At 53.2% G+C, this 23,748-nt stretch carries 6 protein-coding genes; all 6 read left to right on the top strand.

The features are described from left to right. Window positions 1–3: 3 nt before the first annotated feature. Genes PTE_RS14865 through PTE_RS14840 form a run of 6 tightly spaced genes read left to right on the top strand, consistent with a single transcriptional unit; the run spans window position 4 to window position 23,738 of the window. Window positions 4–4,593 carry an AMP-binding protein gene (locus tag PTE_RS14865; RefSeq protein ID WP_036847950.1) on the top strand — a complete coding sequence of 1,530 codons (4,590 nt, stop codon included), beginning with the start codon at window positions 4–6 and terminating at the stop codon, window positions 4,591–4,593. Further along, a complete protein-coding gene (locus tag PTE_RS14860; RefSeq protein ID WP_036847948.1) occupies window positions 4,590–5,828 on the top strand; it encodes an ACP S-malonyltransferase in 1,239 nt (412 codons plus the stop codon). The genes PTE_RS14865 and PTE_RS14860 overlap by 4 nt, the downstream gene beginning before the upstream one ends. A gap of 2 nt (window positions 5,829–5,830) precedes the next feature. Then, complete coding sequence (locus PTE_RS14855) at window positions 5,831–9,151, top strand: AMP-binding protein (protein ID WP_198539146.1); 3,321 nt, start codon at window positions 5,831–5,833, stop codon at window positions 9,149–9,151. After that, entirely contained in the window at window positions 9,148–15,681 is a 6,534-nt protein-coding gene (locus PTE_RS14850; RefSeq protein ID WP_036847945.1) for a type I polyketide synthase, read from the top strand. Before PTE_RS14855 ends, PTE_RS14850 begins: the two co-directional genes overlap by 4 nt. After that, the gene (locus tag PTE_RS14845) at window positions 15,674–18,835 is read left to right on the top strand and encodes a serine hydrolase (protein WP_036847943.1); all 3,162 of its coding nucleotides are present in this window, start codon (window positions 15,674–15,676) and stop codon (window positions 18,833–18,835) included. The genes PTE_RS14850 and PTE_RS14845 overlap by 8 nt, the downstream gene beginning before the upstream one ends. Then, complete coding sequence (locus PTE_RS14840) at window positions 18,825–23,738, top strand: non-ribosomal peptide synthetase (protein WP_081738236.1); 4,914 nt, start codon at window positions 18,825–18,827, stop codon at window positions 23,736–23,738. The genes PTE_RS14845 and PTE_RS14840 overlap by 11 nt, the downstream gene beginning before the upstream one ends. The last annotated feature ends 10 nt before the right edge of the window (window positions 23,739–23,748 follow it).

Below are 23,748 nucleotides of genomic sequence, written 5' to 3'. Positions count from 1 at the left end.
GCCATGAATCAGTCGACTTTTGAGCTATCCCGGTCACAACAGACCGTTTTTAAAATGGAAGCGTTTCATCTGTCCGGCCATCGGTTTTATCTGGGTGGCGTTGCACGCCTGAGTGGAGACATTTCTCTGGATCGGCTTGCGCGGGCGGCTGAAATTGTCCGGGATTCTCAGGATGTATTCCATATTGGATTTGTCACCGATCATTTAGAAACCGGACAGTTGGAAATACAGTGGCGTGGAGTCCGGCGCGATGCACCTCAGGTTGAAGTGGAGAAGGTGGATTTCAGCAGGCATCCGGAGCCTGGGCAGGCTTTCGAGAGCTGGGCAGAGCGTCAACTGTTGGTGGAGGAGGCGTTGTCACTCACGCCGATACGAATTTTCGCTGTGCGTTTCCGACAAGAACAGTCGGGATGGTTTGTGAAGGCGCATCATGCAGCGGCAGACAGTGCAGCGTTGGCGATACTGATGGAACATTTGGCGGAGGCGTTGGAGCAGGAAGCGCCGGCCATGGGAAAGATGGCGTCCCCCTTGTTTTCTGTTATTGCCGAGGGAGAGCGGGACTACGATGGCTCCCGGCGTATGGAAAGGGACGCTGCGTATTGGCGGAGTGTCTTTGGCGACACGGAGTCAGCAAGTGCCACCAAAATATCCTGTCGCTATCCGATTGGCGACTATCGCGGATTGGAGCCTCGCTCTGTGCGTGTACGGGTCACTTTGAGCGAAGTGCAAAACGACATGCTACGCAGATTCAAGAGCGGCGGCGGTTCTGTTTTCAGGCTGTTTTTCGCCGCTGTTGCGTACACGCAAATGGTGATTGAAGACGGCAATGGTGCTTTATTGCAGGCGCCTATGCTGAATCGCTGGAGCGAGGATGAAAAGCGATCAGTTGTTATGGCGGTGGCACCAGTCTTGGTTCCGGTGTTTCGTGAGGCGGGGGAGACGGTGGCGGATTGTTACCGCATCCTTAAAAACCGTCTGCAAAAAGCTATTGTGCATTCACGCTATGCCCCAGGCGCCCGTTGGGGGGATTTTGTATCGCAAGACTGGAAGCGGATTATTCCGGCCTTCGGCGTTTCCTATCAAACAGGGGTGTTTCAGCATACTGTCTCAGGCGCTGAAGTAGAGATTAATCACATTCAGGCGGTGGAGGCGCTGTTTGCCACTGTTCATATTCACGACCGCTTCGAGGGCGGCTGCTTCAAGCTTGAAGCGGACTTTCGCAAGGTGTGGTCATCCGACCAATGTCGTGCGTTCCTGCAAACTGTCATTGACTATGCAATGGAAGCGGCCGCTGAAGTTATGGGGCAAACAGAAGAAGTCAACGCTCGTTTAGATTGTTGCGCAGAACCGATAGGTGTTCATTTACGCGACGCTTTTGAACGCTATACCGACAATGTGTTGTTCAGACAAGGTACGGACGTAGCGTTGGGCGACCTGACTTACCGGCAGGGCTTGCAATGGGTTAGCAAGTTCAGCGTGCAGTTGCGGGGCCAGCATTTCGGGCGCAGTCCGGTGTTGATCCTGGGAAGACGCTCCCCTGAAACGATACTCGCCTATCTGACCTGTCTTATTGAGAATGTGACGGTGGTTCCTGTTTGTCCCACTACGCCTTTGGTCAGGTTATCGACTATTGTCCGTAACTCGGGGGCTTCTCTTTGCATTTACACAGTTGCTGATCAGGACCTGGCGGAGGCGTTGGATTTGCCACGGTTGCGCGTTTCGCTGGATAAGACGTTATGTGACGCAATGTCGCATCCAGAAGAACGACCGGGAGCAACGTGGTCAAAACAGGCAGACAGCAACCCTGCTTATATCCTGTATACCTCCGGGTCGACCGGAGAGCCTAAAGGCGTTGCGATTTCTTCCATTGCGCTGGCGAACTATGCGCTGGCGGCCAAAGAGGCTTACGCTGCCGGGGTGCCGTTTAATACGCCTTTGTTCACCTCCTTTGGATTCGATTTGACGCAGACTGCTATTTTGGTCCCTGTTTTATCGGGCGGTTTTATACAAGCTTACGAACAGGACATTCGTGATAATCCGGCACTGTTGCGGACTCTTCTCGCCGATGAGTCATTGACGGGCGTTAAATGTACGCCGTCCCATTTTTCATTACTGATTGAACATAGCCCCAAAAGACGCAATCCGTTGACTTTTGTCGTCGGTGGAGAAAATTTGCCCGCTGCGTTAGTGAACAAAGCGTTTGATTTCTATCCTCCGGGCAGCAAGGTAATCAATGAATATGGGCCGACGGAGGCTACAGTAGGGTGTTGCATCTATTCGGTGAGCGGGTTTGATGGGAACAGCAAGACGAACGCCGCGATTACGACGCCTATCGGCAAAGCGCTAGGCAAAGCAGAAATATCGATAAGAGATGCTTGGGGCCAAAATATGCCCCGTGGATTTAGAGGCGAAATATGGATCGGCGGTCCGGTGCTGGCGGATGGGTATCTTAACAACAGCACTCAGACGGAAGCAAAATTTGTGCATAGTGTTGACGGGCGACGCCGTTGGTATCGCACGGGCGATCTGGGCTTGCAGGATGAACAGGGGATATTTCATTGTTTCGGTCGCATCGACGATGAATTTAAAGTGCGTGGTCACCGGATTCATCCTGCGGAAATTGAAAAAGCTGTGAAAGACGCACTGGCGTACCTTGGGCGAGACGACGATCACCATTGGCAGTTGAAGGCGCTGAAACTGATTGTTGATGATGTTGATGGAATTGATAGATATGAAACGGTCGTTTTGTGCAGCAGTAAGCCTGTCCCGTATGACAGCCATGACTTCCAGAGAAGCCTGAAAGACAAAATTCCTGACACTTGGCTGCCGGGGCTGTATTGCACAGTGCAGCCCTGGCCGGTTAATGCCAATGGCAAGGTCGATATGGCGGCGCTCACCGCCGAAGCCAGACGGGTGGCGGCAGATTCTTCTCATATCTGTTTAGTTGATGAGAAAGGCCTGAGAGCACCGAAAGCTTACAAACTCCCTTCATGGCTGGATGTAGAATTTTTAAGGCCGATTTGGCCGCAAACAGTGGACCTGACGGCCCCCTTTTTGGCGCAGGGTGGTGACTCGATCAAAGCGATCCGGCTTGTCGCGTTGTTAGCCAGAGAAGGCGTTCGGATCGGCGCAAGTGAGCTATTAACTTCGACAGCTTTAGGCTCTGTGCTTGAAAAAGCTTGTGCGGAGAAGCCGGAGGACACTGTAACCGATGCGGCCGTATTGGAAGCATTCGAAGCAAACTGGGTGAAGTATTTACCAAGCGTGCGTTGGTTCCGTGAGCACCGCTTTAAACACGGTAATCGACTACAACAGGGCGTGGTGCTTGAACTGCCGCGGTCTATTTCCGCCGGGCGTATAAACGTTGGTGTCGCAACGGTAAAAGTAAGGCATAAAATCTTCTCCCTGAGAGCGAATCGGGATTTGAACGAGTTCTATTTTTCGTCTTCAGAGCCGGAACGGCATGGCGGCCATGTGTTGGAGCAAAGAGAGGCGTTGGCGCAAGGAGAGCACCTTGAAGACAGACTGAATAAATTGCAAGGCGAGGTCTGTCTGGAGAATCAACCCAGCGTTCATGAAGTGGTGTTCGATCCGGTTTCGAACAAAAACTATCTGATTTGGGTTTGCCATCACCTTATTTGCGATGTGCACTCATGGATTTTCTTGTTGGATGAGCTGGATCAGGCGCTGAATGAATCGGTGGCTCAGGCCAACGCTGATGTGGAGCAGGGGGCGTTCCTTTGGGGGAAATGGTTGTGGGATCACGCCTCTTATGCGGAACCTGCGTTACATGACGACGCTTTTTATCAGCCGGCGATTGCTCCCGTCACTTTGGCGCTGTCAATTTCCGGCGATAGCTTAGGGTTTATGGCGCAATGCTGCAAAGCTGAACGTTCGCAATTGATCGCGGCCGCTTTGATGGAGGTTATGCAGGATAACGGAATGCTGCCGGAGCGGCCCGCTGTGCTGTTTGAAAATCACGGACGCTTATTCTCCGAGGCGGAAATGCCCGCTGTCTGGAATGTGGCAATGGCGAACGCTGTGGGTTGGTTTACCGGCTTCAATCAACTGAATCTTCATGTTTCCTTAGGTCGTCCGAGGAACTTTTTGCGTGTTTTAAAGTCGCGCTTGTATGAAAGCAGTCTGAACTGGCAAGACCAACTGGGGCTGAATGGCACGGGTGTGCGGCCACTAATCTGCGTCAACGACATTGGTTTAGGACTGGGTAGCCGCGGAACATGGGGTCATTTCAATCTGGTCTACTCCCTATCAGGCGGTTTTCGACATCCCGACGAAAAGAGCGTGGCCGATTTTGACATGCTTATTCGTGACTGTCGCGAGTCTGGTTCTGTTTTCGTTGAGTTGAGATTAGGTATTCCCGGCGCTGACGGCAATGATGCCCGGCGCTACCTGACGCAATTGAATGAAAGGTTATCGGCCTGGAACGATGTCTGGAACAAGGCATTTCATGACGGACAGTATGACGGACAGGCTGATCATCGTCCGGAACGGGCGTTGATCCCTTCGGATTTTCCTCTTTGTCAGCTCTCGCAATCGGAGCTCGATCTCATTATTAATGGAGCCTCAGCATGAGAACTGCTATCGACTCAGCGAAGACAGTATTTTTATTTCCCGGTGTGGGGGCGCAGAAACCGGACATGTTTGCCGAATTCAGAAAGTATCCCGAGTATCGGGCCTGTCTGGAAGAAGTGTCGGAGCTGTCTCAGGTCGATCTATACGATGTTATCCACGGCGACCAGCGCGATACCTTAAAACAAGTGCGTATCGCCCAACTGGCACTCACGGCGACGACGGTCGCCATTGCCGACATATTACGAAAGTATTGCGGACTGGTTCCCGAATTTGTGATGGGACACAGTCTGGGGCAGTATCCAGCACTGTGCTCCGCCGGATATCTTGATCTGGCGACGCTGACCAAAGTGGTGAACATCCGTTCGGAAGTGGTGGAGACCTGCGCCCGCAATTACGATCAGGGCGAAATGTGTTGGGTATTGCACATCCCTGCCGAAGTTGTAGTTCAGGAAGTTGAGAAAGCCAGAAAAGACGACGGCGTGGCGGTGTACATATCCGCCATCGATGCGTTTGATCAGGCGACAGTTTCCGGTGTGATGGCTGACATTAGACGCTTTGCGCCTCGTATGGAGGCGTTGGGAGGGTTGCTTTATCCGTTGAAAATCGGTGGCCCGTTTCATTCGCCTTTAATGGCGGAGGCGAAAGCGGAATTAGAGGCGCTGCTTGACTTTTTGCCTGATACAGGCAAGCCAGATGCGCGTATTTCCAGACTTGTTTGCAACGTCAGTGGCGCTGAATTGTCTGCGGAGAACCTGAAATCATCAATTTTGCAGCACCTGACTTCCCCGGTGCAATGGCTGCAAAGTTTGCAGTATGTCGCGCAGAACGGCGTCACCCGCTATTTGGAAATTTCACCGAAAACCGTATTGAGTTATCTGTCTGAACGCGCCGGATTGCCTATGCTGCCTCTGTGTGAACCGGATGAAATTTTCACTTTTGCCGAGAAATTAAGCTCCACGGAGAGTCGGTTAGAGCAGTTTTTCAGGTGTTGCTATTTCCATCTTTACAGCTCAAAACTGCCTGACATAGCGGATTTGGTGGCGATAGAACGACTGCGTCGAATCAGGGATGAGGTAAAACAAAGGATAAAAGGAATATATCTGAACCCTGAGGAATGCGACTTTCTTCACCAGCGCACACAGCAGTGGTTGGGGATTATTGAACAGAGTGGAGATCTCCCTTTGTCTATGGAGAAGATGAAGTTGCAAAGCCTGTTTGATGCGGTGGGGCGTTGAGTATGATGCGGTCCAGCTATACCAACTATATTGAAGAATTGCTGCAAATGACGCCGCAAGCGAACGGGTTGCTGTTTCATGCATTAAAAGATGGAAATAGCGCCTATCACATCGGCGTGGCATTCAGCCTGAAAGCTGACGCCGGTGAAGAAGAGGTTCTCGATGTATGGCGTCAGATACAGCAGTCACAGCCTGCTCTGCGGTCGGTTTTTGTCTGGAAAGGAATTCGTGTTCCCCATCAGGTCATATACGCATTGCCGCGGATCTCGCTTGAATATGTCCGCGTGGATCCGGCTGACCCGCAGCCGTCGATAAAGCAACGCTGCCTCGATTGGCTGGCGCAGTCGAGAGCGACGCCGTTTGAGTTGGACACTGCGGTATTCCGGATCGTTTGTTTCCACGATGTTCATGCGGGAACCTTAAGCATCACCTTCTCCTTTCACCATATTCTGATGGATGGCTGGAGTAGTTCGCTGCTGATTTCCCTTTGGCTACAGGGATTGCGTAAACAAAAGATCGTCTCTCTAACCTCACGACTGTATGCGCAACAACTCTGGAAAGGGTTAAGTAAAGAAGATCTGGGGCTCAGTCGCGAACACTGGCGAAGCGTTTTCCAACGCCTGCCTGACGGAGAAGCCTCTGCGACGACAAAACTGCTGGTTGAGCCACTGTTCCGTTCCTCCGATCATTCCGCGACCAAGCGAAAAACAGGCGAAAAAGTGGTGGTGAACAGCATGTGGGACGAAGAGCGTAAAGCAGCGATAGAGTTGCTTTGTCGCCACGCTGGCGTTACTCCGGCAAGCTTCGTTTATTTGTGTTGGGCGTTGGTGCTGACCAAGTTTACCTTCCAAAAAACAGTCGCTTTCGGCTGCACATTTTCCGGAAGGGGAGCGGCTTTAACGCAAAACGCCGACTGCCAACCTCTGGGGCTGTTCATTAATACTGTGCCGCTGATTCTTACGCTCGACGGCAAATGGAACCTGGATACGGCGTTGCGTGCCGTTTTTCAGGCACTGCAACAGGCGCAGAAACATGAAAAAACACCGCCCCTGGCGATAAGAGAAGAGTCGGGGATACGTGACGAACTCTATGACTCTATCGTCGTCTTCGATAACTATCCCATCGATGCCACGTTGCAGGACGCCGGTTATGGTGCGTTTCTGACGGATTTACATAGCGAAGAGACGACGCATTTTGGCCTAACTCTGACGGTTTCCGGTGTGGATCGATGGCAAGTCGGGTTAAGCACGGGGGAGGCTTTTGAAGGTGATCCTGCCGCGATAAAAACGGCGTTTAACGCTTTTGAATCTTTGGCGGCGGATTTGGTTAAGCGTTCCTCGGATGTGTTGGTTGAAGATCTGGCTTTAAAACTCAGTCCGAACGGCGCAGAGGCGCGCGCTCTGGTGATGGGGGAGCAAAATGCGCAAACGCTGGATATCAATGCATTGCTGCTAGGTATTTATCAGCGCCTTAGTGAGTCTCCCCAAGAGATAAGTTTGATCGACGGACAGCATCGTATCAGCAATCGCGAGCTGTTGCGGGGCGTTTGTGCCTTGCAGGAACGGCTACGGGTGTCGGGTTTCGTCCCTGGCGACAGAGTGGCCGTCCACCTTGAAAAGGGGCTGTTATCCACCCAGGCGATACTGGCGATATTGTTCAGTGGCGGTAGTTACTTCTACGTAAATCCGAAAGATCCGCTGCAACGTAAAAAAAACATGTTAGCTTTGGCGAATTGCAGCATTGTCTTATGTGGCGCTTCTCTGAACAGGGAGATCGGTGCCGATATTGGGCATCACTTGTTGTTAGATGTTGAGTCGGAAATGACGTCGTCGCCGTCCTCTGACGAACCGACGCTATGGCGCAACCGGCGGCCTGAAGGCGAGTTTTACTTCATTTTCACCTCAGGAACCACCGGCACGCCTAAAGGCATCTCCATCCGTAATGAATCGGTGGCGAACTTGCTGGACTGGTTTGTCAGGGAAACCGGCCTTGCGCCTGCTGACCGGGTGCTCGGGCTAACCGATTTGAATTTTGACCCCAGCGTGGAAGATCTGTTTGCCAGCTTCGTCGTTGGCGCCACGCTGATATATCCATCGCCCAATGTATTGCTGGAGCGACAGATGTTCATCGATCTGCTGCGGGATGAATCAATCACGCTAATCAACTTTATTCCAGGGGCTATCGCGCAGCTCATTCACGGTGCGCCATTCTTCCCTGCCATGCGATTGTGGATATTCGGGGGCGAAGAGTTACCTAAACGGCTTAGGGATGACCTGTTGAAACAGGGCTACGCCGTCAGCAACCACTATGGTCCCAGTGAGACGACTGTGGATTGCCTCAGCGCCAAACAATCTCTTACCACGGAAATATCCTTAGGCTGGCCAATTCAAAACGTCACTGCCTACTGCGCGGACGTATTCGGCAAGCCGCTGCCCGCAGGTGTCCGCGGTGAGCTTTGGGTGGGAGGCACGGCGGTTGCTCACGGCTACGCTACCAATCCGCTTGAATCCGATAAATATTTCATCAAATACAATGAGCAATCTTTTTATCGCACTGGTGACGCGGTCACTTTTTCTCGTGAGTCAGGTTTTAAGTACTTGGGACGGATTGACGATCAGGTGAAAGTGAACGGCGTTCGCATTGAACCCCGTGAACTGGAGCGCACCGTTGAAGTGTTAGAGGCGGTTAAAGCCTGTTGTTTGCTGCCGGCGACGATACGGGAAGGGAAGCGACAATGGCATCTTTTCGTCGATAGCGGCGAACAGCCTGCGATGCTGGAATTCCGTGTGCGAGAACACATCCGCCAGCATTTTCCGGAGTCGTGGATACCCGCGCTCATTGTGGTTGCAGACGGTTTTGAACGCACCATTACCGGCAAGGTCGATCGTAAACGACTACAGGAGTACGCGGTTCAACGACTGCAAACGCAGGCCTCCGTGAATCATGTGCCGTTGACAGATGCGGTAGAAGCGAAAGTGCAGGCTATCTGGAGCGCGGTTCTGGAAAACCAGGTCGTTGCTGCAAACATTAATTTCTTCGATGCAGGCGGCGACTCGATAAAGATAATCGCGCTGCAATCTCAGATGCAGCAGGCGTTCAAGCAGGAAATCGGCGTTGCCGTCTTATTTGAATACCCGACCATTGCCTCCTTCGCAGACTGGATCAAGCAGAGCAATTTGTCTGCCGAAAATGCGGACGACGAAGTCGTTCGATCAGATTCCGGCAAGCAGCTATCCCAAGAATATACTCTCTCGTCGGCCCGGTCAGGTAAAAGCAGACTGGCGGACAGGCGGCGTAAAGTAAAAGGAAGTTTAGTATCATGAAGCGTGAATATACCGGTAATGAAGTCGCTATTATTGGCATTGCTTGCAGATTTCCCAAAAGTCCAGACTGGCGAAGCTTTTGGAACAATCTGTTGGCGGGGCGGGAATTGGTGTCGTTTTTCTCTCGGGAAGAACTTTTGGCTGTTGGCGCGCCGCCTGAGAGCATCGACCTTCCCAATTACGTCCCTGCGAAAGCTTCCCTTGAGGACGCAGAATGTTTTGATTATGAATTTTTCGGCTACTCGCAACGGGAAGCGCGGAAAATGGACCCGCAACTCCGGGTGCTGCACGAAGTCAGTTTCAACGCCTTTCTTGACGCGGGATTGTCCCCTGGTGAGTTGATGTTAAACGCCGGCGTTTTTATCGGCTCTACGTTGAATCTGGAGCGGCTGGGTCAATTCGCGGGAGCCAGTCAGGATATCTCGGAAATGTTTGATGTCGGTAACTATAACGACCCGGCTGCGTTCGCGGCACAAATTGCTTATCGCATGAAATTGAACGGGCCTGCGGTGCATGTGCAGACTGCCTGCTCGACCTCATTGTCAGCGGTGCATCTGGCCTGCAAAGCGCTTCTGGCCGGCGAGTGCGAAATGGCGCTGGCTGGTGGGGCATGCATCACTGACCCGGTGGCGGGAGGCTATTTGTATCAGGATGGTATGATCCTATCGCCTGACGGGCACTGTAAGACGTTCGCCTATGATGGTAAAGGTACGGTGAATGGCAACGGTGTGGGGATAGTGCTGTTAAAGCTTTTGGAAGACGCACTCGCGGACGGCGACCCTATTCATGCCGTTATCGTCGAATCCGGCATGAACAATGACGGTGATAGAAAAGTGAGCTTTGAGGCTCCCAGCATTCAGGGACAGGCGGAGGTCATCTCGCAGGTATATCGGGTGGCGGACATGCCATTTTCGAGCCTGGGCATGATCGAGGCGCACGGTACCGCCACCGTACTTGGCGACCCTATCGAAATTCAGGCGCTGAATAAGGTCGCCCGGGAACTGCTCTCTCCAGACGAACTCAGTCAATTCCGCTGCGCGGTGGGCAGTGTCAAGTCCAACATGGGGCATTTGGATTCTGCCGCCGGTATCGCCGGACTGATAAAGGCGGCCTTGAGTGTCCGTTTTGGTAAAATGCCGCCTTCGTTGCACTTCAATAAACCGAATCCGCATTTGGCGCTGGACAAGACGCCGTTTTGGGTGCCGACTCAAGCCGCCGACTGGCCGGCGCAGCAGGCGATTCGGCGCGCTGGCGTCAGCTCATTCGGCATAGGTGGAACTAATGTTCATATGTTGCTTGAACAGCCGCCGGAAACAGCCGGTAAAGACAAAGTTCTTTACTCGGAAAGCAATACTGGCTCTGTAGAGAGTAAGGAACCCGCGCAAATACTGCCGCTCTCGGCCAAATCTCCTTGGGCGCTGGCGCGATTGGTGGAGGCTTATTCGACTCACCTTAGCGTAGTCAAAGAGGGATCTTCAAACCTTGAAGTCATTGCCCGGCAGTTGCAGGAAAACCGGACCGAATACCCAAGGCGTGCCGCCTTTGTCGCTAACAATAACGACGATTGGAAACGACAGCTTGATAACTGGGCTCTAATGGATGGTGCTTATAAAGCAATGGAAGGGCTCGTTTGGCTGTTTCCAGGGCAGGGTTCGCAATCGCCGGAAATGGGCTTGCGCCTTGCGGCAGAATATCCGGCGTTCGGTGAAATCTATCTGGAGCTGTTGGATAAAGCCGCGGCACTATTATCTGTTGATAAAGAAACCTTAATCGAATGCGTTAAGCGGCCTGAACAACTATCAACCTATTACCTCCAGCCCATTTTATATGCGGCTCAGGTGTCGTTGGGCGTTTGGTTACAGAGGCTTGGCTGCAAGCCCACAGCTTTGTCCGGGTTTAGCCTGGGAGAATTCGCGGCGGCGGCTATTGCCGGCGTATTCAGCCCTGAAAAGGGGATGGAGTTGGTGGTTGCCCGGGCGGGGCTGATGGATTCCATGCCAAAAGGTGCCGTCTTTGCCGTTAGCTGTAAGAAAGGTTTTGACGGCGATTTTCCGGCGACGCTTTGGCGCATATCGGAACTCAGCCCGGGAACTTGGACGTTGGCTACGGAAGAGAGAATGGCCGCAGACGCGGAGAATTGGTTAACGCAGCAAGGCATGACTTTTAAGAGGGTGGCGGTATCCCACGCCTTCCATACACCTTTGATTGAACCGGCGGCGAAAGCGTTTGGCGACTTGCTGAAAAACTATAATCTGCAACCGGCACAGTGTGCTGTCTATTCAACCGCTTTGGGCCGGAAAATCGAAGCGGACGAGATGTGTGACTCGCAATATTGGGTCAATCAAATGCTGGCCCCTGTGCAATGGGGAGCTGCTTTAAAGCAAATGGAGCAGGATCATCCTGTGTCACTCTTCGCTCAAATAGGGGCCGGTATGGATCTGTTGCAGCACGCGCGTAAATGGTTGCGCCTGGATGTGGAAAGGTTGGTTCCGACCTTAGGCACCGGCGGAGCGGATCACGAGGTGAATGCGACGTTACAGTTTATTGCCAAAGTCTGGACGCATGGTGGCGGCATTGAGTGGGCCAGGATTCACCCGCACGCATCTGCCGAATGTTCCATAACCCTCCCCATAAAGAAAATGCACTTGCCCGGCCATGCTTTTGAACGCCATATCTGTTTCCAGCAAGAGCGCACTCCGCAACCGGGCGTGAAGGCCGCTCAGACCATCTCATCCCTGTTTTTCGGCTCGCATTATTACGGATTGGAGTGGGAAAAGGTTAATGCAGCCGTTCCGGAGGGAGCAGCCAAGTCGGAGGACGTGCCGACAACCTGGATAATTTGCCAACAGATTACGGAAAGAGAACGCAGTCTGTCTGGGGCTCTGGGACTGAATAACGGTGAACTGAAATTTATCGAGTGTGCATCTTGGCGGGGCGATTTCGCCAACATCTACGCAGAGTTGGAAGACTGGTTATCGCAACAAGGATTACAGGCGTCTGCCGCTATGGACGTCATTATCACCGGATTACTGGATGATCTAGACGCACGGCAGGCGCAGTTCTGGGCGTTCTGGCTGCCCACCGTCCTGGCGAGATGGAGCGCAGCCCAAAACCCTGCACCGAAAATGCGGCTGTTTTTCCCCGCGACGGAAATGGCGGCATGGAGTGGCGCGCAGACGCTGAATGCAGAAAAAAACCAGCTTCTTGGCCCGCTGCTGATCCTGCCGGAAGAGTATCCCAACATGACTGTCCTCTGCGTGGATCTGGCGAATTCGGAAGCGGAGAACGTTGCACGTGGATTACAACCCTGGATAGGTCAGGATTGGTGCGGCGGCCAGTTTTACTGTTACCGCCGGGATGGCTTTTGGCAGCGGCGAGTCACTGCGCGCGTGCAAAAACAGGCTTTGACACATGCGCTACCGGATATCAGTCGCAACAGTTGGGTGCTTATCACCGGTGCCAATGGTGGTATGGGCGTGGCTATCGCTGAATATTTAGCGCAGGTTTATCACTGTAATCTCTTACTGTTGGTGCGCAAGTCTCTGCCGAAAAGACGGGATTGGATGGCGGAGATTGAAAGCAATGGCCCCCACGCGGGGCTGCTGCAATGGGCTCTGAGTCTTGAAGACAGGGGAAGCCGGGTAGAGTTGTTGCATGCGGATCTGGGCGACGATGAATCGCTGGCGAAGGCTTTTGCGCCGGTATTCCAATTGGTGGCGCAAGGCGTGGGAATTGATTACGTGTTCCATACTGCTGGCCGGGGAGAGGGAGCGATGTTGCAGATGCGCTCTGAGGCAGAATCTGTTGCAACATTGGCACCCAAGGTGACAGGAACCCGTTTCCTCTGCGATAACCTGAATAGACTTGGCAACCCGGCACTGTTGTTGTTCTCCAGTTTGGGCAATTTACTGCCTAAGGAAAAGGTCGGGCAGATCGCCTATGTTGCAGCCAACGCCTGTCTGGAAGCTTATGCGGATCAGGTCCGTGCCAAAGGCGGCAAAGCGCTGGCTATTGCCTGGGATGACTGGTCGGAATCAGGCATGGCGACACGCTCCGCGCAACAATGGGATCGTGCGCTCAAGAATCCGGCAAAGGCTGTGACGTCCGGTACCTCAATCTGGCGACAACCGTTGCGTGCCAGGGATGATTGGTGGCTGGACGAGCATCGTATTGATGCGTCAACTGCCGTGATGCCGGCGATGGGAATGGTGGTTCTGGCCCATCGTGCATTGACCGAATTGCGAACTCCGGTAGTGGAAGCGTTCTCATTAGAGGAATTTGTCATTGAGAGGCCGTTGGTGGTAGCTGACGACGCGGAGCTTGATATTGCCGTGGTCTTTGCGGACGACTTGGGCACCGTTGAGATATTCTCGGGCAACGGCGAGTTCTCCCATGAGACCTGGCTTAAACATGCTGGCGGTAAAATTAAACCCCGCAGCGGTCATGTTTCGCTTTCCTATGAAACCATCTCTTCCCAGTCTGTCTTGAACTTGTTTAGCACCAGTGACAACGTCGGCGTTAGTCCAAAAGGCGTGCTGACATTCGGCCCCCGCTGGCGAAACGTGATCTCGGTTGACCAGACTGCAACCAATGAAGTGGTGAATCTGTTACAGCTTCCAACCGCATATCAGGGCGAAGCAGAGGCATCTGGTCTTCATGTTGCACTGTTAGATACCGCGACGTTGATCGCTTCTCCGGAGGATGAAGATGTGCAGTTTGCGCCCGTCTCAATCGGCGCTTTCACCCAATTCGCTCCCATGTGTGACAGAGTGAAAAGCCGTGTCCAGATGCAGAGTCTGGGCACCAATAAGTTGTTGCAGGTGAATATTTATTCGGAAGAGAACGCGCTGCTGGTGGCGATTAGCGATCTGCTATTGGTTAACGTTTCCGCTGCGTTACAGGATGACAAGACAGCGCCGGTTCAAGTTGCTGATGATGATCGCGCGGACGCAGCACAGCACACCGTCATGCGCCTGTGTGGAGGCGAAGAAGGAGGAGTGGGTTTTTCTTTTACCTCGCAACTTGAAGCACGTAAAGAACCTGGTCCACTGGACGTGGAAATTCAGGTTAAGGCGGTGGGACTTAACTTTAAGGACGTGTTGATCGCTCTCGGCGTGTTGCCGGCTCCCGCCGACCCGACAATGACCTTTGGTCAGGAGGCTGCGGGTGTTATCACCCGTGTCGGGCGGGAAGTTAAAGGCATTCGCGTCGGTGATCGCGTGATGTGTGCGGGACATAGCTGTCTGGCTGAACATGTTGTTATGCCGCAGAGCGTTGTCGCGCCTATTCCACAGATGCTTGGTTTTCAACAAGCCGCAGGGGTTCCGGTCGCTTTTACCACCGCCTGGATCGCCTTAAAGCACGCCGCTAATGTGAAAAAGGGCGAACGCATCTTGATCCATTCCGCTGCTAGCGGTGTTGGCATGGCAGCAATGCAGATCGCTCTGTATTTGGGGGCAGAGGTTTGGGTGACTGCGGGCAGCGAAGAAAAGCGCTGGTTGCTCAAAGACATGGGTGCTCAAGGGGCGGCGAACTCCAGAACACGGGAGTTCGGAGAAGCCTTCCGCAGCGAGCTGGGCGACCGGCCTTTCGATGTGATTCTCAACGCTTTGGCGGGGGAAATGCTGGAAGAAAGTATCTCTTTATTGGCACCACAGGGCCGATTCCTGGAGCTTGGCTTACGGGACATTCTGCAAAACTGGAAATTGGGACTGTCGATTTTTGCGGAGGGCGGCAGTTTCCACGCTGTGCAGGCGGGCGCTGAGCATCCCGCCTATCAGGAAGCCTGGGCTGAGGTGGCGGTGCTGTTGGAAGACGAAACACTTAAGCCTTTGCCGACAAAAGCTTATCCCGCCAAAGAGATTGCCGACGCATTTCAGTTTATGGCTCAGGGGCGACATATCGGCAAGATTGTTATCGCGATGGAAGAGCGCAACAAAGCGGTCAGCTTTGTTGAAAAATTGCAGGAGGAAGGATTATCTAACCTGGAAGGAACGCAAATAGCCATGGCTATGGCAGCGCTTGTTCATCAAACCAGGTTGCCCTATATCGCTGTTTCTAAACTTCCCATCGGCTCCGTTTTGGAAAAGCAACGGCATACCCAGCAGATGCTGTTTAGTTCTGCCTCAACTCTGGATGTACAGGGAACCGTCGGTGTATCTGCTTGCGAGTCACTTAAAGGCGCGAATGCGGACGACTTACTACCGGCGATGCGCACCATGTTGGAAGGATTTCTGGGAATCGACGGTCTGGACGTGGATGCCAGCTTCTTCACTCTGGGTGCTACCTCACTGGACCTTATCCAGTTCGCCAAAAGACTGGAGCAACGACTGGAGCGGGAGATACCGGTGACATTGCTGTTTAAGGCTGCCTCCTTGCGGGAGTTGAGTAAAGAGCTGGCGCCGTCGCAATCCGAGGAAGGAGAGCCACAGACGCCGCAACAAGGGTCGGGAGATAAACGCCGCACATTGCAGGCCCGCCGCAAATTGCGCGGTGCAGCGTCCAGGCAGGAGAGCGAAGTCAATGAGTAACGCTGGATTGATCCGCTTAGGCGTTTTTTTAGTTGCAATCTACCTCGCGCTGGTGGGGCGTGTTTTCGCTGATACCACCAACCCGAAGCAAAGCGCTGACCTGGAGCAGATAGTCGGCGAACTGAGTCGTCGTTGGGACGTCGATCAGGTTCCCACGGGGGGGATGAGCGTCGTAGTCGGCGATAAAGTGCGTACGCTGCGACTGGGCAAAGCAGAAACCGGCGCGTTCGAACTTGCCTCCTGCTCCAAAGCCTTTACCGGCCTGTTGATTGCGGTGCTGGAACAGGAAGGCGTGCTCAACCCGCAGGACGTTATTACGCAGTGGATACCGGAATTTGCGGAGCGTCCGGAAATGGGGTACTCCGCAATTCAGATTAAAAACCTGTTGTTCCATACCAGCGGTATCGCAGGAAATACGCTCGATCTCCTGCAACCTAACAGTGCTCCCGATGCTTTATCGCAACTGCCGGCATCGCTGAAAGAAATCCCGCTGGCTTATCCGGTTGGTGCCAGGGAAGAGTACGCCACGCTGAATTACAGTCTGTTGGGTTTGGTGGCTGAACGGGCTACGGGGAAATCGTTTGCGACGTTGTTGCGGGAAAAGATCTTTCTGCCTTTGGGAATGAAGGATACGACGGTGGAGGGAGCCGCTGCTGCGTCTACGCGTGTTCCGGGGTATAAAATCAGCTTTACCGCTGCCCAGCCGTATGACGCGCCCCGTTATTGGCAAAATACGCCGGCGGGTTATGTGCTCAGTACTCCGCAGGATATGGCTATTTGGTTACAGTTCTTGCTGCACCGGCTGCCGTTGATTAACGGCGATGGTGATAGCGATAAAAAGTTGTCTGCGTTATACGCGGCGTTGGAACAGGCGAAGCGTCCTTATGGCGGTGAGGGTGACGCGGGGTATGCCTATGGCTGGGATGTGGAAACCGACGCAACCACCAACTGGAGCCACTTGGGGCAGAATCCCAATGCCACAGCTTATATCGCATTTGACCCGAAGGCCGGCGTGGGCGTTTCCTTATTAGGTAATAGCAACAGCCCCCAAGTGATCCAACTGGGGCAGGCGATATTCGAACACCTGCGCAGTGTCTTGCCGGAAAGCTTGCCGGCGAGCTTCTCCGCTGACATGGGAGACAGGGCTTCCACGGTAGCGGCAGGTATTTTCTGGCTGGGTGGAACGCTGATTTTACTGGCGGTAATGTATAAAAGAGGGAAAAAGGATAAAGGCGGGAGTGATGAGACTGACGCCGACAACGCAAGTGTCCTCGCGAGCCGTGTGGAGAGCGCGATAATACAGGAAAGCTTCGTGCAGTCCGCTGAAAACAGAGGTTGGCGATCTTTCCTCTGCCGGCTCATCGTGCAGAACATGGCTCTTGTGTCCGTGCTTGCGATTACCCCTCCGCTGTTGTTGGGATTGGGCTGGTCAAATCTGCTTGTTTGGGGGCCCTTAAGTTTGCCTGTTGCTGCCATAGGGCTGATCTTCTTCGTCAACGCTGTCATGCTGTTCTTTTTCCTGGTGGCGCAATCCAGCGATGGATACACAAGCAAGACATTTTCCTCTCTGATGATCGCTAAAGTTGTTGGTCTGACAGTCATTTCCGGACTGCTCAATTCCGCGCTGGTCTTATGCATCATTCAGGCTATCGAAAGTCCGTCGGCGAATTTGTTGTACAGCGCCGTCCTGCTGTTCAACTGCATCTACTTCTATATTTCCGCACGTCGAGCCGCAGAACAACAGATTATGCGCTTTGGGCATTCCTTCGTGCAGGGCTGGAGAATGGAGATCATTCGAAAATTGCTGGCGTCGGATTATAAAAACATTGAGCGGTTATCGCCGGGGAAAATACAGTCTGTCATCGGGGAGGATTCGCAAGAGCTGGCTAAAAGCGTCCTGGCTTTCGTTCCTTTCTTCGCCAATTTGTTAACCATCGTCTTTTTGTTCTCTTATCTGATGGTGTTCAAGTCGCCCCTGGCTACCTCTGTGCTATTGGCCTGCGCATTGCCCATGATCGGGCTCTATTACTACGTTTCCGAACGCGCCAATCGCATCATGCCTCAGGCGTTAAGCACCCGTAGCGAGTTTATGGACACCGTGGAGGATTTGCAGAAAGGCTACAAAGGACTGCGGCGTGCAGCGGTAAAACGCAGTTTCTATCGTCATGCACAGGTCGTGTCGGATCGTTTTAAGGCTTTGAGAATTCAGTACGACCGCGGCTTTTTAAATGCGTTCTTTATCGGCGAGTCATTGCTCACGGCGTTACTGGTTGCGGTGGCTTTGGTGTTTCCGCTGCTGATCCCCCGTTTTGACGGCGACGCGTCGAAAGAGTACCTGATCATTCTGCTATACCTCATTGGGCCGCTTAACGCGGTGATGGCAGCCATGCCGGAGCTGATCAGGCTGAAGAGTCTCATGAATAATATGGTGGCGTTCAGTCAGTCGATGCAGGCAGATTCCCCATCGGGGACGCCGCCGCAGATTCAGGATGTGAAGACGCTTGAACTGTCTGCTGTATGTTTTCACTACCCGGCCACAGCAGGAGAAGGAGAGTGCTTTGGCGTAGGGCCCGTCTCATTGAAAGCGGAAAGGGGGAAAAGCTATTTTCTGACCGGCGGCAATGGCTCCGGCAAGAGTACGCTGGCTATGATTCTGGCGGGCTTGTACGCGCCTGTGCAAGGGGCGGTAAAGATAAATGGTGAAGCCGTTTCCCAATGTCAATTGCTGGAGCAGACGCGGGTAATCTTTAGCGATAATTGGTTACTCAAACGGGTTTATGACCCTGCGTTATTGCAGTCGCGGGAGGTCATCAACCGGAACATCGCGTTGTTGGGACTCGCCCAAAAAGCGACTCTTTTGTGTGACGGTGCCTTCGACAACATCAAGTTGTCAACGGGTCAGCGCAAGCGTCTTTCTTTGGCCATGCTGTTGGCCGATCCTAGCCCTCTGGTGGTCCTGGACGAATGGGCAGCTGATCAAGATCCCCGCGCCAAAGCCAGATTTTATAGAGAATGGCTTCCTATGTTGAAAGCCCAGGGGCGCATCGTTTTTGTCGTGACCCATGATGACGAATATTTTTCGGAGGCTGACACCCTGATCACCATGAAAAACGGTCAACTTATTGAGTTAAAGGAAGAGAGTTATGCTTACTAAGCCGTTGTTGCAGTCGCTGTCTGATGAAGATCTTGGACGGATGGATTTTCAAGTCAAAATTGAACCGCCGAAAAATAAGTTGGAGCAAACCTTGGTTGAGGTATGGAGTGAGCTGCTCGGCGTTAAAAATGTCGGCAGAAATTCACACTTCTTTAACCTAGGCGGCCACTCGTTGCTTACCGTGAAAATGATGCTGGCTCTGCGTCGCCGTGGATTCATTGTGGATGCGCACACTTTGTATCAGCATCCTGTCTTATCCGAGCTGGCGACGCAGTTGCGGGCGTACGACCCACTAGGGACTGGTGCAGAAATAGCGGGGCGCTCTACGGAGGAAGCGTCTCTCTGGGCGCAGATCGACCAAACGGAAATCGACGCTCTGGCTGCCGTCATTCCCGGCGGTCTTGCCAATATTAAAGATATTTGTCCCCTGGGGCCGTTGCAGCAGGGAATGATCTATCACTATCTGACGAATTTGGCGGGAGATCCCTATGTGCTCTGGCAAGTCGCCCGTTTCCGCAACGCAGACTTATTGCACGCTTACATCGACGCCTTGCGCTGCACGATTGCCCGTTATGACGCGTTTCGCGTCAGCATCCATTACGAAGGGCTTTCTCAGCCGGTTCAGGTGGTTTGGCGGGAAGCTGAATTAACCGCGGAAGAGCTGAAACCCGCGACGGATTGCGACGATCCGCTGACCGCATTGAAACAGTACTGCAAGCCCGCCATGCAGCGTTTCGATATTGCCAAGGCCCCTTTGCAACGTTGTCTTTATTGCTATGACGCAAAACGGGACGAGTGGGTGTTGCTGCACTTGCTCCACCATATGACAGTGGATCATGTGACTGTAGAAAAAATGCTACAGGAAATAGCAGCGCAACTGCTTTCAAAACCGCTTGAGCCGACTTCACCCATCTCGTTCAGTCAGGAGAGGGAGGGGCTTTTCAGCACAATGGGTGCGGAAGAGCAAAAAGCATTCTTCGACACCATGTTGCGGGATTATGAGCCGGCTCCATCGCCTTTTGGCGCAGATGAATATTTGGGAGGCGACGCTGTGGTGGTGGAAGCCTGGCGGCCGTTACAGGACTATTTGTGCGATCAAATACGTCAACAGGCTAAAGTGCACGGCGTCAGCGTCGCCGCGGTTTTTCACCTGGCCTGGGCCAGGGTAATCGCCTGCCTGACCGGGTGTGACGACGTTGTCTTCGGCACGGTCTTGCTGGGGCGCATGTTTGCGGGCGTGGGTTCCGAAAATACAATGGGGCAGTTTATCAACACGCTGCCGATTCGGGTGAATTTGCATAACCTTCCTGTATTTGAGTGTCTCTGGGCTGTGCAGAATACCCTGATGCAGTTGGTCAAACATGAACAAGCGCCATTGGCGCTGGCGCAGAAATCGGCACAAACGAAGGGAACGACGCCTTTGTTCACCTCATTGCTGAATTATCGCCACAGTGAGGTGCGGAACGTCCCTTCGAAAGACCCATTTCAGGCTGCGAATCCTTCCTCTGTGGATGGACTCAGTTATTCCGGAATTATGGAGCGGACCAGTTATCCGATTTCTATCAATGTCGATGATTTCGCCAAAGACTTTGTCGTCAATGCACAGGTTGAACAGGGCCTTGATCCTGAGCTGGTTTGTGACTACTTCCAGACGACGTTGCAGGAAATCGTCGCTGTGCTGGAAAGTGCGCCGGAAAGAATAATCGGTCGGATTAACCCGTTGCCGGCACAGGAAAAAGACAAACTGGTGCGGCAATGGAACCAGACTGAATCTGACTTTCCGCAACAGGCTTGTCTTCATACCTTGATTGAAGAGCAGGTGCAACGGACGCCGGATGCTATTGCTGTTGTGTTTGAAAATGAGGCGTTGAGCTATGCGCAATTGAACCAAAAAGCGAACCAACTGGCCCGGTTTCTAAGAGCGGATCTGGACGTTGGCCCGGATACGCTGGTGGGAGTCTGCATGGAGCGCAGCATGGAAATGGTGGTTGCGTTGCTGGCGGTGCTGAAAGCCGGGGGAGCTTATGTGCCTCTTGACCCTCATTATCCCGGCGAAAGGCTTGATTACATGCTGCGTGATGCCGCTCCACGGGCTTTGCTGTCTCATGGTGAGGTGCCGGCTGTGGTGCGTGCTCTGCTGGCTAAATACGCCACGGGCACCGGTGCTAACGTAATTGACCTGAATGAGGATGAATCGAAATGGTCCGGGCAAGACGTCGGCAATTTGCTTCTGGCGGAGAAAGGGCTTACTTCTTCCCATCTGGCGTATGTGATCTATACCTCCGGATCAACAGGGCAGCCGAAGGGGGTTATGAATGAGCATCGCGGCGTCGTCAATCGTTTGGTGTGGATGCAAAAGGCGTATCGACTGAGTGCGGATGACGCTGTTGTGCAAAAAACGCCTTTCAGTTTCGATGTGTCCGTTTGGGAATTTTTCTGGCCGCTGATGTACGGTTCCCGTTTGGTAGTGGCGAAGCCCGAAGGACATAAAGACCCCGCCTATTTGAGTGCCCTGATCCGAGAGCGCCGGATAACCACCCTGCATTTCGTGCCGTCGATGCTGTCCGCCTTTTTGGATCAGGCTTCTCCAGAAGTTGGCGATTGCCTGCAACGGGTGTTTTGCAGTGGCGAGGCGTTGCCAGCGCGCAGCGTGTATCGGTTTCGGGAGCAATTCGCTAATGTTAAATTACATAACCTGTATGGGCCGACCGAGGCGGCGATTGACGTAACCGCCTGGAATTGCAGTCTTGTCGAGACAGGAGGTGTGATCCCGATAGGCCGGCCTATTGATAACATCCAGCTCTATATTCTCGACGCTTACGGCCAGCCTTGCCCGGTCGGCGTGGCGGGCGAGCTTCATATCGCCGGGGTGGGTGTGGCGCGCGGGTATCTGAATCAACCTGAATTGACAGCGGAAAAGTTCATCAAAGATCCCTTTAATCCAGCGTTAGGACACGTTATGTACCGAACCGGCGATCTGGCCCGGTATCTGCCTGCTGGCGACATTGAATATCTGGGGCGTAATGATTTCCAGGTCAAGTTGCGCGGCTTCCGCATTGAGTTGGGCGAAGTAGAAGCGGCGTTGTTATCGCACGACAGTGTGAAAGAGTGTGTGGCGCTGGTGCGTGAGGATACTCCGGGGGATGCCCGTTTGGTCGCCTATGTAACACCTGCCTCCGGCTATGCTGATAGGGATCAGGAGGCGTGGAATCACGCGCTGAGGGAGCATTTACAGGTGTGTTTGCCCATGTTTATGACACCGTCCAACATCCTTTGGCTGGAAGCGTTTCCTCTTACCGCTAACGGCAAACTGGATCGTAAAGCGTTACCATCTCCCGCCGATGCGTCAATGGTGCAAACGACGACAGCGCAGCCTCCCCGGAACGGAACAGAAGCTGAATTGGCTAAATTGTGGGCAGAGTTGCTCAATACGAATGCGATTGGGCGTCAATCCCACTTTTTCGAAGCGGGCGGGCATTCATTGCTGGCTGTCGCGCTAATGACGCGGATACAGCAGACGTTCAGCGTATCATTGTCTCTGAGCGCGATCGTAAGGCATTTGGATCTGGCGTCGCAAGCCGGGCTCATCGACGCTGAAATAGCAAGGGGAAACGAGGAACGGAAGCCGGAGTTTGCGCACTCAACAGAGCAAACCGGGACGGTGCCTGTGGACTGGATTCGGGCGCTACCGGCGCAGAAAGCCATATACAAAGCGGTAAAACTCAATCCCCAGGACTTGAATAACAACAGCTTTATTGCTTTGTCGTTCGACGGCGACGCTGAACCTGATCTTAAACAGCTGCGCAACCTGATGCAGTCGGTACTTTCCCGTCATGAAAGCCTCAGTGCGCAATTCATTCTTTCCGGCGGCGAACTCTATTTGCGGCCTGCCAGGCGTTTTGTATTCCGGCTGGAGAAACGCCAAAGTCTGGGTTCTTTGGAAGAGGACCTGCGCGATTTTATCCGCCCATTTTCGCTGGAGGACGGCATGAATGTCCGCGGCCGGTGGGTGGTCGATGAATGGCGTTCACTTTTGCTGTTGGATTTTTCCCACGCCTGTATTGATGGTTCTGGTTTGATGCAAATATTCAGCGAGTTGGCCGCTGAAAACAGCCAAGCTCCCTCAGGTGCCAGTTTGGCGACCTATTCTGAGCTTTTCTATAGCAATGGATTTGCGACTCTGCGACAAGAACACGCAGACTTCTGGCGAGAGCGGTTGCAGGGTTGGTCACTTCCTGTTCATGTGGAAGGCACCCAACGGGTCACGCGCACTTGGCTCATTACTTTGGACGCCGGACGTAAAGTGCAGATTGAAACGCTCACGTCACGATTGAAGATCACGGTTCCCGAATTCTTCATGGCGGTATTTTTGCTGTTTAAAGCTCGTTTGGACAATCAACCCGATCAACTTACCTCCATGATATTTCATGGCCGGGACAGGTTGGAGCAGCAGGCGGTTATCGCTCCGCTGATGGCGGTTTTGCCCGTGCGGGTAAGGTTGCGGAGCGAGGTGGGGCAGCAGGAAGCACTGTGCGATATAAATAACTTAGAGACAGTAAGCGCAGCGGTGCGTGAAGCCTGCCGAAATTACCTGTTTGACGCTGAAGAATTAGCGGCGTTATATCCGGGGCTTTCCAAACAGGCGCTGTCGCCCATGGCCTTTTTCGGTTACTTCCAAAAAGAGGGTTTTGACGGTTATATCGCTGGCGCGTCCTGCCAGCAGTTGGAACTCCCCAACGTTTCAGGCGAACAATCGCACTGGAACCTGACATGTGAAGTTGCCGAGCACGCCGCTGGTTTTGATGTACATCTGGAAGCCCTCTCGTTCAATGTGGGAAGCGACGTAAGGGATTGGGAAGTGCTGTTTAACTCGATTTTGCAAAGTGCGCTAAGTGTTGGGTGATATGAAAACT

The sequence above is a fragment of the Photorhabdus khanii NC19 genome, assembly GCF_000517265.1.
GTDB lineage: Bacteria > Pseudomonadota > Gammaproteobacteria > Enterobacterales > Enterobacteriaceae > Photorhabdus > Photorhabdus khanii.
Note: the sequence above shows the minus strand (reverse complement) of the source record. Positions and strands in the feature narration are given on the sequence as shown.